Annotated in this window: 20 protein-coding genes, 2 other RNA genes and 1 riboswitch; of the genes, 20 read left to right on the top strand and 2 right to left on the bottom strand. The window is 33.2% G+C overall.

Annotation, left to right across the window (positions count from 1 at the left end; translation table 11 throughout):
• Positions 1-3: 3 nt before the first annotated feature.
• A complete protein-coding gene (locus MNO09_RS23080) occupies positions 4-258 on the bottom strand; it encodes a DUF3931 domain-containing protein (RefSeq protein WP_000369740.1) in 255 nt (84 codons plus the stop codon).
• Between the two features lie 72 nt (positions 259-330).
• Between MNO09_RS23080 and MNO09_RS23075 the strand changes: the two genes are divergently transcribed.
• The 5 genes from MNO09_RS23075 (at position 331) to ssrS (MNO09_RS23055) (ending at position 2432) form a co-directional block, all read left to right on the top strand.
• A complete protein-coding gene (locus MNO09_RS23075) occupies positions 331-798 on the top strand; it encodes a GNAT family N-acetyltransferase (RefSeq protein ID WP_000338047.1) in 468 nt (155 codons plus the stop codon).
• Positions 799-819: 21 nt separating this feature from the next.
• Positions 820-1092 carry a YpbS family protein gene (locus MNO09_RS23070; RefSeq protein WP_000451806.1) on the top strand — a complete coding sequence of 91 codons (273 nt, stop codon included), beginning with the start codon at positions 820-822 and terminating at the stop codon, positions 1090-1092.
• A gap of 2 nt (positions 1093-1094) precedes the next feature.
• Complete coding sequence (locus MNO09_RS23065; RefSeq protein ID WP_000637542.1) at positions 1095-1928, top strand: sulfurtransferase; 834 nt, start codon at positions 1095-1097, stop codon at positions 1926-1928.
• Positions 1929-2044: 116 nt separating this feature from the next.
• A non-coding RNA gene (ssrS, locus tag MNO09_RS23060) (6S RNA) lies at positions 2045-2227 on the top strand.
• A gap of 21 nt (positions 2228-2248) precedes the next feature.
• Positions 2249-2432: non-coding RNA, 6S RNA (ssrS, locus tag MNO09_RS23055), on the top strand.
• A gap of 55 nt (positions 2433-2487) precedes the next feature.
• Here ssrS (MNO09_RS23055) and MNO09_RS23050 read toward each other — a convergent pair.
• Positions 2488-2937, bottom strand: a complete 450-nt coding sequence (locus MNO09_RS23050; RefSeq protein WP_001235541.1) for a hypothetical protein — start codon at positions 2935-2937, stop codon at positions 2488-2490.
• Positions 2938-3020: 83 nt separating this feature from the next.
• On the opposite strand from MNO09_RS23050, the gene MNO09_RS23045 reads away from it, so the two are divergent.
• The 15 genes from MNO09_RS23045 (at position 3021) to MNO09_RS22975 (ending at position 17491) form a co-directional block, all read left to right on the top strand.
• Positions 3021-3332, top strand: a complete 312-nt coding sequence (locus MNO09_RS23045) for a hypothetical protein (protein ID WP_000169027.1) — start codon at positions 3021-3023, stop codon at positions 3330-3332.
• A gap of 3 nt (positions 3333-3335) precedes the next feature.
• Positions 3336-4571, top strand: a complete 1236-nt coding sequence (locus tag MNO09_RS23040; protein ID WP_000084965.1) for a glutathionylspermidine synthase family protein — start codon at positions 3336-3338, stop codon at positions 4569-4571.
• On the top strand, positions 4568-4954 hold the full coding sequence (locus MNO09_RS23035; RefSeq protein ID WP_000606858.1) for a DUF350 domain-containing protein: 387 nt from the start codon (positions 4568-4570) through the stop codon (positions 4952-4954). Before MNO09_RS23040 ends, MNO09_RS23035 begins: the two co-directional genes overlap by 4 nt.
• Positions 4955-5079: 125 nt before the next feature.
• Positions 5080-5245, top strand: a riboswitch (M-box (ykoK) riboswitch).
• 342 nt (positions 5246-5587) lie between these two features.
• Positions 5588-6313 (top strand): P-type ATPase actuator domain-containing protein, encoded by a 726-nt coding sequence (locus MNO09_RS23030; protein WP_000964964.1) that lies wholly within the window; start codon positions 5588-5590, stop codon positions 6311-6313.
• 130 nt (positions 6314-6443) lie between these two features.
• Positions 6444-7310, top strand: coding sequence for a 5'-3' exonuclease (locus MNO09_RS23025; RefSeq protein WP_000757058.1), 867 nt, complete (start codon positions 6444-6446; stop codon positions 7308-7310).
• A gap of 359 nt (positions 7311-7669) precedes the next feature.
• Positions 7670-7810 (top strand): FbpB family small basic protein, encoded by a 141-nt coding sequence (locus MNO09_RS23020; protein WP_001228053.1) that lies wholly within the window; start codon positions 7670-7672, stop codon positions 7808-7810.
• 328 nt (positions 7811-8138) lie between these two features.
• Positions 8139-9290, top strand: a complete 1152-nt coding sequence (locus MNO09_RS23015) for an acyltransferase family protein (protein WP_502917629.1) — start codon at positions 8139-8141, stop codon at positions 9288-9290.
• 37 nt (positions 9291-9327) lie between these two features.
• Entirely contained in the window at positions 9328-10071 is a 744-nt protein-coding gene (locus MNO09_RS23010) for a YveK family protein (protein WP_000806904.1), read from the top strand.
• On the top strand, positions 10058-10678 hold the full coding sequence (locus MNO09_RS23005; RefSeq protein ID WP_002096755.1) for a CpsD/CapB family tyrosine-protein kinase: 621 nt from the start codon (positions 10058-10060) through the stop codon (positions 10676-10678). The genes MNO09_RS23010 and MNO09_RS23005 overlap by 14 nt, the downstream gene beginning before the upstream one ends.
• An 18-nt stretch (positions 10679-10696) precedes the next feature.
• Positions 10697-11335, top strand: a complete 639-nt coding sequence (locus MNO09_RS23000; protein ID WP_000617656.1) for a sugar transferase — start codon at positions 10697-10699, stop codon at positions 11333-11335.
• A gap of 37 nt (positions 11336-11372) precedes the next feature.
• Positions 11373-12809 (top strand): oligosaccharide flippase family protein, encoded by a 1437-nt coding sequence (locus tag MNO09_RS22995; RefSeq protein WP_000533725.1) that lies wholly within the window; start codon positions 11373-11375, stop codon positions 12807-12809.
• A 3-nt stretch (positions 12810-12812) separates the two neighbouring features.
• The gene (locus MNO09_RS22990; RefSeq protein WP_000429854.1) at positions 12813-14027 is read left to right on the top strand and encodes an O-antigen ligase family protein; all 1215 of its coding nucleotides are present in this window, start codon (positions 12813-12815) and stop codon (positions 14025-14027) included.
• The gene (locus MNO09_RS22985; protein WP_000237689.1) at positions 14002-14802 is read left to right on the top strand and encodes a glycosyltransferase family 2 protein; all 801 of its coding nucleotides are present in this window, start codon (positions 14002-14004) and stop codon (positions 14800-14802) included. The genes MNO09_RS22990 and MNO09_RS22985 overlap by 26 nt, the downstream gene beginning before the upstream one ends.
• Positions 14799-15851, top strand: a complete 1053-nt coding sequence (locus MNO09_RS22980) for a glycosyltransferase family 4 protein (RefSeq protein WP_078183448.1) — start codon at positions 14799-14801, stop codon at positions 15849-15851. The genes MNO09_RS22985 and MNO09_RS22980 overlap by 4 nt, the downstream gene beginning before the upstream one ends.
• A 92-nt stretch (positions 15852-15943) precedes the next feature.
• Positions 15944-17491 carry a glycoside hydrolase family protein gene (locus tag MNO09_RS22975; RefSeq protein WP_000006325.1) on the top strand — a complete coding sequence of 516 codons (1548 nt, stop codon included), beginning with the start codon at positions 15944-15946 and terminating at the stop codon, positions 17489-17491.
• The last annotated feature ends 35 nt before the right edge of the window (positions 17492-17526 follow it).

Raw genomic sequence — 17526 nt, 5'->3', positions numbered from 1 at the left:
TCGTTATGAGAAAAAGATTCGTTCAATTTTCTTTTGCAATACTGTATCTAAAGATTTGACAAACCCAGCAAATTCATCGGTAGAAATCATATGAGTAAGAACGAGGCGTCTGCCGTCTGGTGTTTCACCGCATAAGACGAATGAAGAAAATTCATATGTTTTGTTTTCTACTACTAATTTTGGATAGGAATACGTGTCGCTTTTCTTCTTCTTTCCATCAATAGAGATGACGTTGCACTTTTTCTCATTGTTGTCCATGGTGAATCCCTCCTTTCTATTATTTATGGTAGACAAGGAGGGTTTAGAACAATAGAGAAAGGGGAGTTTTTTATGTGTGTAGTAATAGAGTATATTTCGAAAGAAGCTATACCGAAACCTTTATTATTGCTTGCTGATCCAAGTGAGCAGCAAATTGATGCATATGTACAAAGGGGGGTAACATATGTAGCTAAGCAAGAGGAGAGAGTTGTCGGTGTATATGTTCTTTTGGAAACAAGGCCGAAGACGATGGAAATTATGAATATTGCGGTTGTAGAGCATTTGCAAGGAAAAGGGATTGGAAAGCAGCTATTAAGTCATGCCGTAGAAACTGCTAAAGGATATGGTATGTCAAAACTTGAAGTTGGTACGGGCAATTCTAGTGTTTCACAACTTGCTTTATATCAAAAATGTGGATTTCGTATTTTTTCTATTGATTTTGATTACTTTTCAAAGCATTATGAAGAAGAGATTATTGAAAATGGGATTGTATGTCGTGATATGATTCGGCTTGCAATGGAATTGAATAAGAACGTATAACTTATTTAGGGGGAAGAGAAGATGGAAGTACATAAAGCAATTACAGCACATTCTCGTAAACAAAATGAAAGTGTAAAAGCATGTTTACAATTAGATGCGCAGCGTGAAGCAGCTATTGAAGCAGCCGTATCTCTTGCGTCAAAGGGGAAAGAATTTTCGGTTGATATCATTAATGTTGTAACAAAGCAAATTAATGATCTTGCAAAAAATGGTGTTACACTGCAGCGTAAATTTGTTACAGAAGAAATGGTTATGGAGTATGTAAGTCGTTTGCAAGAGAAAGAAGGTCGTTAAAGATGATAGTTACAGTCGAATGGTTACGTGAGCATATAGAAGATGAGAATGTCCGTATAATCGATTGTCGTTTTGATTTAGCGAATCCTAATTGGGGTAGAGAAAAGTATGAGGAAGAACATATTCTTCATGCATTATATTTTGATTTAAATTTAGATTTATCAAGTCCTGTAACAGAACATGGTGGTCGCCATCCATTGCCGAATATTGAGGAGTTTGCAGACAAGCTTTCACAAGCTGGTATTGGTGAACATACGACAGTAATTGCATATGACAGTCAAGCGGGGGCAAATGCTTCTCGTCTCTGGTGGTTATTAAACTATGTAGGACATGAGAAAGTATATATATTAGATGGCGGATTTTCAGCTTGGAAAGAGAATGGACTACCGATAACAACGGAAATTCCTGTTGCTATACGAAAAACATTCAAAGCAAATGTACAAGATCATATGCTTGTAACGATGGAAACGGTGAGAGAGAATATTCATGCAGGTGCAGATGTTACGTTAATTGATTCTAGAGAGCCAAAACGTTATGCTGGTGTAGAGGAACTAGTTGATTCAAAAGCAGGGCATATTCCGACAGCAGTAAACTATTTTTGGAAGGATGGAATTGCCCAATCAGGACAATTTAAGAATGAAGCTGGGCAACAAGAACGATTCCAAGATCTTTCGAAAGATAAGGAAACAATTGTATATTGTGGTTCTGGTGTTACAGCATGTCCAAATATCCTTGCATTGAAATTAGCTGGATTCCAAAATGTTAAATTGTATGCAGGTAGCTGGAGTGATTGGATTTCTTATCCAGAAAATCAAATTGCAAAAGAAGAAGATTAATCACTTGCATGCAAAAATAATTTGTATTAAAATAAGGTCACAAGCAAGAAATTGCTCGAAAAACTTTGTATTTTACACATTGGAAACAATGTGATAATATAACGACAAGTAAATAATACATCCTGCGGTGTACGTAACTTATTTATGTCTAAAACCGATGTTAGTTATACGGAAGCTCAATATTTAGCGACCATCATCAAGCCTTCCTTGTGGGGGAAGATGTACGGTAACTGTGAGGGCATCCACCTGCGAGTAGCGGGTTTTTGGACATTTACGAGGAGCGGCACGTGCGGGGGTCTTATTTCAACTAACATTATATAAAATTCCTACGGTGTACGTAGCTTATGCATGTCTTAAACCAATAAGTTTAATATGGAAGTTCAATATTTAAATGTAGCTAACAAGCCGTCTTTTTAAGAAGGAAGTTACAAACATTTGTGAGAGCATCCACCTGTGAGAGCAGGTTTATGGACATCTAGAGAGAACGGCATATGTGGGGCTATATAAAAACCTTACGTTTTATACGTAAGGTTTTTTTGTTGCATAAATATATCTTATTTTATCTGGATTCACCTGTGAAGTTTCCATAATAAATATAGCACTTTCTATCTTCATCAATCTCTCTTGAATCTAAAGCGAACTCCATATGCATGCCGTCGCGCTGAATATATATAAGATCTGAATGAAGAGATGGCAAAATTTCTTCATAGTTCCATACATCTTTCCGATCTATTATGCTTGAACTCGTTTCACTTAGTTCTCTAACCTCAAAACCGATGTGAGAGTATGTAGGATCTGAAGGGTCATTTGCAAACTCTTCTTTTTGAATATATATAACTGCTGTTCCGTCTGGATCTACTGAAGTAGCAGTAACAACATATGTCTTGTTATCTTTTATAAAATATTCACACGTCATGCGTGCGATGATTTCAGAATTAGAAATATTTGCGTAGTTCCATAAAGCAGGATACCTTTTCGTTTCATCATTAAGTCGATATTCTAAGCGCATTTTATCCCTCTTCTTCCTTTTTCTTCTACTTTATCATGTTATCTTATATAATAGGAATAGAATTTAAAAAGGGGAGTGCGAAGGTGACAAAAACGAAATGGCTAGTAGGTGGTGTCGTAACGTCTTTAATGACTGGCACCTTATTTGGCTGCGCACAAGATCTTCCCCCAAAACCGAATGATAATAGTTGTTCAGATTGGGATTGGGATGATGAACTTGGGGTATGGCAGTGTGATGATAGTAGGTCAGGTTATCGTGGGCATTATTTTTATGGTGGGAGTTACTATCAAAATAAATCCACTTTTAAAAATTCATCGGCGTTTAAATCTTATCAATCGTCTGGGGAATTTAAAGGTGGAATTGGAAGCGGTTCAAAGGGAGGATTTGGGGGCTAACATATGTCGCAATACATCAGGGAGCGAAAAGATTTTTATTCGAAATATCCGAATTTTTGGTCGGATTTATATGAATGTGAGTATAGTTTGTTTCATGTTTTCTCTATAACAAATCAGACTATGAAACAATTGCAATTAGCAACTGAACGAATGGGGAAAATATTTTTTAAGACTGCTAAACTTTTGCGGAATTTAAGTGACGAACAGCTTCTTGAACTTGGGTATCCTCCTGCAAGCTTATCTTTCATTAGAATGAAAGGATTATATCCTGAATCTGTTATTTCACGATTTGATTTCGTTTTAACAAGTGATAATCAAATTAAAATGCTTGAGTTTAATAGTGATACACCAACTTTTATTATGGAATGCTTTCAAATGAATGGAAAAGTTTGTGGAAAACTAGGCTATGATAATCCAAACTTGGGTCAAGAACGATTACTATCTTCTGGTGTTACAAAGGCCGTAATGGAAGCGACAAAGGGAATAGATAACCCAAATGTTGTTTTTACAGCACATCATGAACATATTGAGGATTGGAATACGACTATGTATTTGAGTCAGTTATGCCATGTTGAAAATAAAGTAGTGCCAATGTCAGAACTTAGAATTACAAAAGATGCTTTAGTGGATAGGGATGGAGTACAGATTGATGTTTTATATCGCCAAACATATCCGATAGAAGATTTAATTGAGGATCAAGATCCTGAAACAGGAGACTTCGTAGGTGTGGAACTGTTGCAGCTTGTAAAAGCCGGAAAGCTTTTTATAATAAATCCTTTGTCAGCATTTTTGCTTCAGCCAAAATCAATTCAGTGTCTTATTTGGGGGTTAGCAGAAGAAAAGGCCTTTTATACAAATGAGGAACAACAGTGGATTAAAGAATATATGTTACCTACATATTTAGAACCAGATTTATTTTTAGGAAAAGGCTCTTTCGTTCAAAAACCTTCATTTGGTAGAGAAGGAGACACAATTACCGTTCGCGATAAGGACGAAAATATTATGATTCAAAATGCACACCAAACGTATAAAGCGTCACTGCCGATATTTCAAAAGTATACAGAACTTCCAGTCGTATCTTTGGAAACAGAGAAAGGGATGGAGAAACTGTCGTATGTGTTTGGTTCGTTTTTAATTGCTGGAAAAGCGAGTAGTATCGGTATTCGCGCTGGGGAAAAAATTACGGGGAATGAATCGTACTATTTACCGGTAGGTATAAAAAAGGAGGAAAGTATATGATTAATTTTTTATTATATTTAGCAGTAACACTGGGCCTTTTATGTATTGGTCTGTTCCTCATGGAAGTGACAACGAAAGTAAAAGAATTTAAGTTAATGGCCCAAGGAAATAAGGCGGTAAGCTATGTACTTGGAGGACGATTACTTGGGTTAGCTATTGTTTTATATTCGACAGCAGCTAATTCCATTTCACTTCTTGATATGGTTTCGTGGGGAGCCGTTGGGATTTTTGCTCAAATTATCGTCTTTTATTTAGCTGAGTGGCTTACACCACGCTTTAATATAAACAAAAGTCTTGAAGAAGATAATCAAGCAGTCGGTCTTTTTCTTATGTTTTTATCGCTTTCCATTGGGATTGTAATTGCTGGTTGTATAACTTATTAAAACCTTTACGTTTAGACGTAAAGGTTTTTATTTTATATACGTTAGTTCGCCATACCTTTCGAAAAAATTGTAGGCTACTGTTGACATCTATTTTAAATAAGAGTAACATTTTCTATGTAATAAAAATAAGTCTCTGTTAGGTGAGGCTCCTGTATAGAGAAATGCTACTGCCCAAAAATGTCGAGAGACGCCAATGGGTCAACAGGAATGATCGAATTAAGGTTTTTCTTAACGTAGCTGGTAATGTACCTATGCTATACAGTGCTAAAACTCGGCGAGGGAGAGGTCCGTAGATTTCTAATTGTTTAGGAATCGTTTATTTGTGTATGTCATGACCTTTACTCTTTTCGGAGTAAGGGTCTTTTTGTTACAAAGCTATGAGTAACTTCATAGTATAAACTATAAAATTAAACGAGGAGGTGAGGAGCATGTCAAATTCTGACTCGGTTCCGTTACCCATATACTTCAAATCAAAAATATATGATGTAGGCAGGAAACGACTTGTTCCTCCCTCTATATTTATCATAATGTAGCGTTTATATGCATGTTTAAGCGCTAGACACTGTTACGGTAAAGTGGATAAATTGAGAAACAAAGCGTTTCTTCCTATGTTGTACAGGAGGAGACGATAATATGTTATATGCAAACAAAACTGTGGGTAACACGTCATATAAATTAAGTAAAAAATCAATGAAAGAACAAACAATGCTTCAAAAAAATAAAGATTTATTAATTGAAATCGCAACGAGAGATGTAAAATCTGTATTTGCGTATTTTAAAACAACAAGAGACGGATTATCTATGAAAGAGGCACAAAAACGCATTCAAGTATACGGCCGTAACGAATTAATTTCAAAAAGAGCGCGTATTGCGGAAATAATGATGAAGCTAAGTGGAATGATTCCAGGTTTTTCAAAACAACATGTGCGTGATGGGTTTCAATGTGAGAAAATTACTGTGTCTCGAGTAGAATGTTCTAGTGTAACAGGTTTAAACGGCGAATTAAAAATGATGAATGTGCCAGTACAAGAGCTTGTTCCTGGGGATATGATTTTTCTTTCAGAAGGTGATACTGTACCAGCAGATGTACGTATCATTTACGCGAATGATTTATTAGTAAATGAATCCGTGTTAACAGGAAAAGATGCAAGTATTGAGAAATTTGAAAGTTGCTATCACCTTGAGCGTAAACGATTTATTCCATTAAAACGAATGAAAGACTATAATCCACTTGAACTTGAAAACGTATGTTTCAAAGGGACTCATATTGTTGGCGGAAATGCAAAGGCTGTAGTTGTTTCGACTGGGAAAAATACGTATACAGGAATTCTTCATACTTGTTGTAGTAGAACGTCTTAATGTGTAAATGATGCTAAATATACAAAAACAATGTATAATAGACAAAGTTGAAAAAACGTAGAATGGTAATCTATTTATATAACCTTACGTGATGACGTGGGGTTATTATTTTTTTGGTAGGAGAGGGATTATGAAAAAAGTATTATTAGTTGATGGTATGGCACTATTATTTCGTGCTTTTTACGCAACAAGTGTCTACGGACAATTTATGAAACGACAAGATGGTACCCCTACAAATGGGATTCATGGTTATATGAAACATTTATTAACAGCTATGCAAGCAATTGAACCGACACATATCGTAACATGCTGGGATATGGGTAGTACGACATTTAGAACAGAATCGTTCTCGAATTATAAAGCGAATCGTGTAGCGCCGCCTGAAGAATTAATTCCGCAATTTGATTTAGTTCAAGAAATGACTGCGAAATTGTCTATTCCAGTTATCGGTATGAAAGGGTATGAAGCGGATGATTGTATCGGCACGCTTGCAAAACAATACTGTAATGAAGCGGAAGTGTATATTTTAACAGGTGATACGGATTTACTTCAGCTTGTTGATAAGAACGTTACAGTAATGCTCTTGCGCAAAGGAATTGGAAATTACGAATATTACACACCAGATAAAATCATGGAAGAAAAAGGCGTAGAGCCGTGGCAAATCGTGCATGCGAAAGCATTCATGGGAGATACGAGCGATAATTACCCAGGTGTAAAAGGTATCGGGGAAAAAACAGCGTATAAATTGATTCAAGAGCACGGAACAGTAGCAACTGTACTAGAAAATGTAGCATCATTAACGAAAGCGCAGCGTACAAAGATTGAAAGTGATCTAGAAAACTTAAATATTTCATTACAATTAGCACAAATTCATTGTGAAGTTCCAATTTCATGTTCATTAGAAGAAGGCTTACACACAATGGATGAAGAAAAACTTAGATTCGTTTGTGAAGAAATGAATTGGGGAAGACCAGAAATATTAATAAATATGCTGTAAATAGTTTTGAAAGAGGGATGTTGTATAAGTCAAACTTTGACTTATACAACATCCCTCTTTTGGTTTTTACGAACAGTATCGTAGTAAATAAAATTATATCGAACTCAATTTTAAATATATAAATGTTTCGACAAAATATATTGATAGAAGTTGATGACAATAGCAACTTTTATAATGAAATGAAGCAATTTCAAAATGGTTTTAGGGTGATCAAATTTTTGTGTGTTCACAAAGTTGTCAGAAAATAAACGTAATTTTCATATGAAGTTCAAATAGAATTCACAACAATCAATTATTATAAGAACAACCAGATAATTCTTTATCTTTTATATAAACCATCCCCCAAGGAGGAAATGAAAATGCGAAAAAAAGTGCGAAAATCTTTTAAACAATTATTAATTGAAAATAAACAAACACTATTAAATAATAAAGAAAATATGAAAGAAATTGAAGAGAGAATTGAGAAACGACATGTAGCATATAGTGGTGCCAATAATTAAATAAAATAAAAAAGATAGCCTTTAAAGGCTATCTTTTTTATTTTATATTGAAAAAACTTTATTCCTCTCTTTAATTTTGCAACTATGCAAGATGTTTTTATAGTGTTTTTCTGTCAATATTATTCATTTTTCGAGGTTTTAATTGGTATATATCAATTTTGAAGATTCACTATTCATAATATTACAAAAAATGTTACAATACATTCAAAATTACGCTATAAAATCATTTTAATATGAAAAATTGGAATGAAAAGAAAGGAGAGGAATATGAATAATGGTGTCGCTTTGAAATGATTATTATCATTTCAGTAGGAGTTGATGTAAAACGATGGATAGGCATGAAGAACTGGATTCTATACGAGGAATTTCTTCATTGATAGTAATGATTGGCCATCATTTAATGATTTTTTCAGTATTTCAAAATTACAGTTATGAAGATAATAAACCATTTGTTATTTATCTATTAAAAGAAACACCTGCTCGTCTAATTTTTAGTAGTGGTAACGAATCTGTTATTATCTTTTTTGTTTTGAGTGGATTTGTTTTGTATAGATCCATTCAAAAAAACTACGATAGCTATGGATCATTCCTTTTAAAGCGTATATCTAGAATCTATATTCCATATATCGTAGCAATAAGTATAGCTATTTTATGCCAGAATACAATGAGTAAATATGGTATTTCTAATTTAAGTGAATGGTTTAATCGCTCATGGACGATTGAAAGTTCTTTAAGCTTAATAGCGCAACATATTTTATTGATTGGGAAATATAATACAGATGCATATAACGGCGTAATTTGGTCACTTGTTCATGAAATGCGAATATCGATAATTTTTCCATTAGTTTTGATGGTTTGTTTACGAAAAACGTTGAGGTATTCATTATTGTCATTGTTTATTTTTAGTATATGTTCTGTCGTGATTTTATTTTTATTTCACTCAAGTTTCACATTAACTAGTTATGCATTAACTCTGCATTACACAGTGCTGTTTTTACTAGGAGCACTAGTTGCGAAATATAAAAATAATTTAATAGTTTTTTATAGTAATCGTACTAAAAATGAGAAAATTGCATGGTTTTTATTTGCGGTTTTACTTTATATGTATGAAGGGCTTGTTGGAGAAATTAATTTGCTTAATAATTTTATATTTCGAGACTACGTAGTAGCGATAAGTGCATGTTTATTTGTCATATTAAGCTTGTCGGTATCAACTTTGTCATCCTTGCTACGTAATAAATACTTGTTATATTTGGGGAAGATTTCTTATAGTCTTTATTTATACCACATCATATCTTTATTTTCCCTAGTGTATATGCTTCATGAAATATTTCCGTTACCCATTGTTTTAATGTTATCGCTCATTCTTTCGTTTATACTAGCAATAATTTCTTATTTGTTTGTAGAAAAATTTGCATTCAGGATCGGAAAGTATATAACAAAGCAATCGAATTTAGAAAAGACTATCTGTAGAAAGTGAGTTGCAGGATGTCATTCAAACAAAGGCGGTGAAATAATTGAAGCAAGAAATTAGTATGAAGGATTTTCAGCAGCTATTGAAAAGAAGAGTAGTAACAATTATTTTGACGATGTGTTGTGTAACATTTTCTTTAATTCTTATTTCTATGTATGTATTAAAGCCTTCGTATCAATATTCAACGCAAATTCTCGTTGGAAATTTAGATGGGTTTAATAAGGAAAATGCAGTGAATAAAACACAGGAAAATAAGCAACTTGTAACGTCGTATGTTGATATATTAAAAAGTCCACTCATTATTTCAACGGTTAAAAAAAATTTAAAATTAGAGCAATCAATTTATGAATTAGCACAAAAAATTTCAGTGGTGAATATGGACAACTCTCAAATCGTTACTGTTACAGTAAAAGGTTCAGATCCTACAATCGTCAAAGAAATTGTAAAGTCATTGGCAGAACAATCTCAAAAAAGCTTTCAACAGTATACGAATGTACAGGGGATAAAAATATTAACTGACCCTGAGTTACAGGAAAAAGCTGAAAAGTTGTTCCCTAAATTGCAACTTATCATTCCTATCTCTTTAATTGTTAGTTTTTTTGTTGGGATAGGTTTAGCTGTATTTCGAGATTATTTTGATGAGCGTATATACGTGGAACAAGATTTAGAGAAAATAACAACAGTATCTGTTATTGGTCACATAAATATGAAACCGAAAAGAAAAAAGAAATCTACAGAAGTTGATGCGCAATCATCTATATATCGAGGTGAACATGTCGATGTTTAAGACAAAGAAAAAGCTGCCATTTAATCCGCATGATGCTCTAATGAAAGAGCAGTTTTATACGGTGTATCACGAGTTGAAAAAATCGGGGAAACAAGTGTTCACAGTTACTTCAACGAAGGATAGAGGTGTTATCGCGGCGCTTATAGTAAATCTAGGGCTAGTGTTTGCAGAGATGAAAAAAAAGGTGTTACTTATCGATGTGAATTTTTCTGATCCTAAACTACATCTACTATTACAAAGCAATTATACGAAAACAGTGAACGATATAATAAACGATTCCCCTTGTAGTTATGAATCTTTTTCTAGTAATTTATCTAAATACTTATATTGTATTCCTGCCCAAAAAACAGTACACACCGGAACACCTTTAGTTGCTACGGATGAATTTGATCATGTAATTGCGAAGTGGAAAGAAGATTTTGATTACATTTTCTTGTATTCCTCTGAAGTATTTGAGCTTCCTGCTACGCACATGATTGCAGGGAAATGCGATGGAGTGGTCTTAGCAGTCAAAAAGAGAAACGATTCCCTACGTACGGTGCAAAAAGTGATAGCAAATATAAAGAGGAAAGAATGTGAATTAATAGGTATAGTTTTATATTCTTGAATGTGGGGGTAACGATCTATGATTCGTGAAACAAACCAAGCCAAGTTGTATACGATTCCGGCTCAAGAAAAGACCAGTATTTTGAATCGAAGTATAAAGCGCTTGTTTGATATTATATTTTCACTCATATTGTTACTATTAACGCTACCAATTATGTTGTTCTTTTGTATTATGATTGCTTTCGAAACAGCAGGAGCTCCAATTTATTTTCAAGAACGTTTAGGGATTAATGGAAGGAAATTTAATGTATTTAAATTAAGGTCGATGGTAAAAGATGCTGAAATAAATGGACCACAATGGGCAAATGAAAATGATCCAAGAATTACTAAAGTTGGATCGTTTATAAGGAAAACGAGAATTGATGAGTTACCGCAACTTTTAAATATTTTAAAAGGTGATATGTCTTTTGTCGGACCAAGACCAGAGAGAGAGTATTTTTATAAACAATTTGATACGTATATTCCAGAATTCAAGGATCGTTTAATAGTGAAGCCAGGGTTAACAGGATGGGCACAAATTAATGGAGGATATAATCTTGATCCGAAAGAAAAGTTGAAATTGGATATGGAGTATATTGAAATGAAAACGATTAAGATGGACATTCGGATTTTATGTAAAACCGTTTTAATAGTATTGAACGGTAATGGTGCAAGATAAATATATGTAAGTAGGTTGCTTGCAAAGGAGAGCCGGTATGGGTAGATCTATTTTAAATAATATTATCCATCTATTTTATAGCACAATTTTAGCTAATCTTCTTCAAGCTGTGAGTTTAATTGCTTTAGCAAATTTTTTTAATGCACAAAATTATGGGATGTTTAGTGTTGCTATAGCAGTGACGTTTGTTATGTTATTTTTTACAGATTTAGGACTTACAAATACGTTTCTTCGAGAAGGCGCAAAAGATGGAGTAGACTTAGAGACGATTTTATCGTCGTATATAAAAGTAAGGATGATTCTACTTATTTTTATTTCTATAATCGGCTATATTGCTATTCATTATATGTATGCGGATAGAAATTTGATTTATATGATGATAAACGTAATGTTTTTCATGTTAATAGGATTAACTGGGCAAAATATAGGGATTGCCTACTTTCAGCTGACGGAGCGTATGAAGTATATAGCGCTTATTAAAGTTGTATCAGCGGCAGTTGTCATTATCATTACATGTTTTTGTATTTTCGGAGAGTTACCAGTTTATATAACTGCTCGTTTATATGGATTTGGTTATATGATCGGTGGTGTATTCAGCATATATGTAATGAAAAGAAAGACGAGTATGAATATGAAAGTCGTAATTCATAAAGCGTTATTTTGGCAATTGACACCTTTTATTATTAGTGGTTTTTTAATAATGAGTACGCCACAATTAGCACCGATCTTACTTAACTATACATTGCCATTAAGTATGGTAGGTGTTTTCGCAGTGGCGTATCGGATGCCAGCAGCTTTATATCAAGTGCCAGGGGTGATTGCAGGTGCATTTTATCCAGTGCTCTTTAAGCATTATAATCAGAATAATTTAGAAGAGCATACGAAATTAAACTTACTTCAAATAAAATCAATGGCGATTGTGGGAATATGTATGACGATAGGTTTATATCATTTAGCGCCATACTTTATTTCTATATTTTTTCAGGAAGAATGGAGAAATGCAGTAGAGCCACTCCAAATATTATCATTTCTCATTGTGCTGCAAAGTTTAAATATTGCTATAGCTGACGGCTTAACAACGAGTGGACGTCAAAATAAAAGAACGGTTGTGCAATGTATAGCGTTAGTGATAGGTGGGATTATGCTTTATAGCTTTAGTAGTATTGGTGGAGTGATAGGAGCGGCTTATGCTATGGTTTTATTTGAAATTGTGGCTTTAGTTGGGTATATAGCGGTAAGTGTAGTGAAGAAAAAAATTGTATTCCAAATTGTAATACCGTATACAATTTATTTTGGCGTAACTTTTATTGGAGTGCAATATATATTGCACACATATCATTTCATTGCGCTCGTTCTGAATACGTTAATCGTAGTAGTTGGTATATTCCTATATGATTATGAGCTGAAAAAACTTCTTCTTTCGTTTATAAGAAAAACACGCAAAAAGGATTATATTACGAAACAGGGGATATAGCCTATGGAAAATAATATGAAAATATCGATGAAATGGATTATGCTCTTAATATTATTTGTCATGTTAAGTAAATACAACATATATATTGGATTTTCGCTGAAGATATATATGATTTTTTTAGTCATATATTTTTGTTTAACAGTTAAAAACTTTCATATGCAAAAGCTATATTTTCATGAAGTTGTATTTTTGCTATTTTATTTCATCTATTGTTTCAGTGGAATTCTATCTATATATTTAAATGCTAGTATTCGTATGATTTTTGGTGTGCTACTTGTTTTAGGTTGTTATTTTATAATGAGAAATTTATTAGGAAATGTTGAAATAGCAACACTTGAATCATCTATTGTCTATGTAGGATTCATATTTAATATTGTAAGCCTAATACTGTATATAGTCGGTTTACAGCACTTTGGATTGTACGGTGGAGAAGAAAGAGAAATTTTTGCTGGACTATTAGTTGATAGAGGGTATCCAAGATTAATTGGTTTGCTAGATGATCCTAACATTTTTATTTTTTATAATACAATATTTTTTATGTATTATATGACAAACCTACATAATATGACGAACATTTTAGGATTGATTTTATGTGTTACGACAAGTTTATTAACTTTTTCAAGGGGAGGAATATTAGCACTTGTGCTTGTCGTTTTTGTATATGTATGTACATCTAGTTTTGCAAAAAAAATAAAAATAATAATGAGTTTACTAATGTTTGGTGTAGTGATTTTTTGTTTATCGAATAGTGTAATGGGTGGCCAATTGGATGACATATTGAATAAACGAATTTCTGATTTTTCGCATGATAATGGAAGTGGAAGATTTACATTATGGGAAGCTGCTTTTAAATATTATTTATCCAATCCATATATCGGAATCGGTGCGTTTAATTTTTCGAATTATTATGAGTTTCAATTTAACGAAAAATTATATGTGCACAATACATTTTTAGAAATTTTGTCTGAATCGGGTACAATTGGTTTTCTTTTATATAGCGCTTTTTTATGCATATTAATGTTCAAGTTAACGCAGTATACTTTGTTTCGTGAAAAACCGTATCTTTTATTAACTATGATTGCATTTTTATTTCAGATGATGTCATTGTCACTCATTATTAACGAAGCGTTCTTTTTATTTTTAGCAATGGTTGTAAAGTACATTTCAATATATGAAGGAAGGGGAAAGGTAGATGGTAAAATGTCTATCAGCACATAATAAGGCGCCTCATGTTTCTGTAATAACACCTTCTTATAATAGTATACGATTTATAGGTGAGACGATTTTATCTGTACAGAATCAATCATATGAAAATTGGGAAATGATTATCGTTGATGACGCTTCAACGGACCAATCTCTTGCAAAAATTAAAGAGATAATAGAAGGGGACTCGCGTATTAGACTATTATCATTAAAAGAAAATGTTGGTGCTGCTAAAGCTCGGAATTTAGCGTTTGAAGAGGCGAGAGGAAGATATATTGCTTTTTTAGATAGCGATGATATATGGTTGCCACATAAATTGCAGACGCAATTGTTATTTATGGAAGAAATGAATGTGGCCTTTTCATATGCATCGTATAGTTTAATCGATGAAAACGGTAATGAATTAAATCGAGAAGTGAATGTACCGAAATCTGTTGACTATCATCGTTTGGCAGGAAATACAATTATCGGTTGTTTAACAGTAATGATTGATCGTGAAAAAATTCCGCATATTGAAATGCCTAGTGTCCAGCCGGAAGATACAGCGCTATGGCTAAACTTATTAGATGAAGGACATGAAGCGAAAGGAATACAGCAAGTGTTAGCGAAGTATAGAATTGTAGCAAATTCTGTTTCGAGAAATAAAATTAGAGCGGCTTTTCGGTATTGGAAATTATTAAGGGAACAAAAACGACTGAATGCATTGCAAATCTTTTACTATTTTAGTAAGTATGCTTTTCATGCCTATAGAAAAAATAAAATCAATGTAGTTGGGAAGACGCAATTATGAATATACTGTTGATGACAGATAAATTGATAACTGGGGGAGCCGAGAGTTATTTTTGTAAATTGGAAAGCAATTTGCGTGATGAGAAATTTACGGTTTATACAGCTGCAGGTGAGGGAGAACTATATGAATCTCTTACTAGAAAAGAAAATTTCATGTTACTTAGTCGATGGAATCATTTGAGAAATATTCATTACTTACGAAAAGAAATTTGTAAACGAAAGATAGAACTTATTCATGCAAATAGTTTGCGAATGGTATTATATTCCTTTTTAATTCAAAAGTTCATGAAAAAAAAGATAAAAGTCGTGTATACGAAACATAATGTAACGATATTAGAAAAGAAAATGCCAACTCTTTTTCGTTATCTTATAAATAAATATGTGAATAATATTATTACAGTAAGTGAGTTTGAAAAAAAAAATTTAATTTCAATGCATGTAGCAGAAGAGAAAATAAAGACAATTTATAACGGTGTGGATATTGAAAGATTTTTATTCCAGCAGAAAAAGACAGAATCTATTTATAAAATAGGGATATTAGCAAGACTATCCAAGGAGAAAAACCATCAATTATTTGTAAAAATTGCAAATGTGTTGAAAAAAAGAGATGACTTTTTGTTTTATATTGCTGGTGATGGACCAGAGAAAGAATCTATTATGAAAGAAATAGAAAAGTATGGATTGCAGCAAAGTGTAAAGATGTTAGGGAATATTTCAGAGCCGCATAGGTTTATAGGAAATATGGATGCCCTACTTTTATTATCTTTTCGTGAAGTGTTTCCAATGGTAGTAATTGAAGCAATGGCTACAGGAACACCGATTGTTTCAATAGATGTTGGCGGAATAAATGAAGCGGTAATAGATGGAGAATCAGGCGTTTTGTTATCTGAATATTGCGAATCGGAATTTGCAAGTGCGCTTGAGGAACTACAAGGAAATGAGGAAAAGGTGAATGGTATTAGACTGAAAGCACGAGAGAAAGCAGAGAGATATTTCTCATTAACTAAAATGATAGAAGAAACGAAAAGTATATATGAATTAAACAAATGACCGTGCAAGTCGTTTGTTTTTTTTATTATAGAAACTTTTAAGAGAAAACTCACATATTATATGAAAAAGGTAATATGAGGAGTGAATTTATTTTGTCAGAATATACTTCTTCCCAAGAAGATTGTGCACCAGAAAATAGCGTTCATATTAATTGTTTTGGAGCAGTTCCGAACTCAGGGAATGATAGCTCATTAGCAATTCAGCAAGCTATAAATTATTGTGTAGCGAACCGAATTTCGACGGTTAGAATTACAGGGGTAAATACGTACAAAATTGTAAAGCCGATTGTTATTAAATCAAATGTAAGGTTAGAGCTAGATCCTACTGTTACGTTGCAAATTGATGGAGATTTTAATGCGTTTGAACTGCAACAAAATGCGTCTATTACAGGTGGTACAGTTCAAGTTATAAATCCAGTGTTTCAATCTGCTGTCATTTATGTTTCCGGCTCACAACAAATAGAAGTTCCTAATCACTCTCTTATATCAAATATAAATATAATAAATGCAACGTCGTCATATAAAGGTAAGGCTATACACTTTTATTGTCAAAAAGCATGGGATTATATTAGTTTCTTTCAAGTTAACTTTATTCAAATTAAAAACTTTCAAACTGCAATACATTTGAAGACAGAATATATAGATGATATAAATACACCTTGCTGGATTAACGCAAATGTATTTCAATCTATATTTATTGATGGATGTCAGTATGGGATAGAAGTTGATGGAAACAGTGATTTACCAAATGAAAGTTCAGGAAATACGTTTCATGATATTCAAGTACAATGTAGACAGCAAACGAAAAAAGTCATTCGTTGTACGGGTGCCTATAATACATTTGATTGTATGATTTGGGATACGTACCGGATGAGTAGTGAACAGATTGTCATTGAATTTTCTGCTAATTCGCATCGTAACTACCTTTTTTCGAATTTACTTTCCACAACTATTGTAGATAAAGGACAATACAATGTTTGTAAGTCTACCTATGAAGAATCTCTTCGGATTCAGTTACCGATTACGTTAAATAAACCACATTTAATAGGGAACCAAGATGATATATTAGTAAATGCTTCGCAGAAGTATACTGTTAAGCAAGTAAGTGGGAAATTACCTTACGGGGGCAATCTCGCAAATTGCTTTAATTTAATAGATGAACAAAGTGTAAACTATATCGATGTTCCAGATAGTAATCCAGTTGTGATTGAGCTAGATTTTACGAAAAATCCAATCAAAATGTTGAATTGTTTTGGTATGTATTTTGGATGGGGAGAGAGTCCGAAGAAAATTAAAATTGAATATGCATTAAGTGCAACTGGAAATTGGGTTGTTGCATCGGATGTTCCATTAAATGTAGGCGATACAATTATATCGAATATGAAGGCGAGTCAACTATATAAAGTAAGAATTACATTGAGTGGTTATTCTCAAGACCATAAGCGTTTTCGGATTAATCGTATGTTTGCAAGATCGTCGATGGAAAATGGGAATGCTTGGTTAGCGACAACTGGCGGAAGAATGTTTGGAGATATTGAAATAGAAGCAAGTAAAGGTATCATTATGAAGACTGCTAGTGGAGCGAAATGGAAAGTAACGATTAATGAGGCTGGCCAGCTTATTACGACTAAAATAACTTGAGATGATGATTGGTTGTAAATGCTTGGACGAGTTAT

It is taken from the genome of Bacillus sp. N5-665 (genome assembly GCF_022637375.2).
Classification (GTDB): Bacteria; Bacillota; Bacilli; order Bacillales; family Bacillaceae_G; genus Bacillus_A; species Bacillus_A wiedmannii.
The sequence above is the reverse complement of the archived record's forward strand: the minus strand, read 5'-3'. Positions and strand labels throughout refer to the sequence as shown.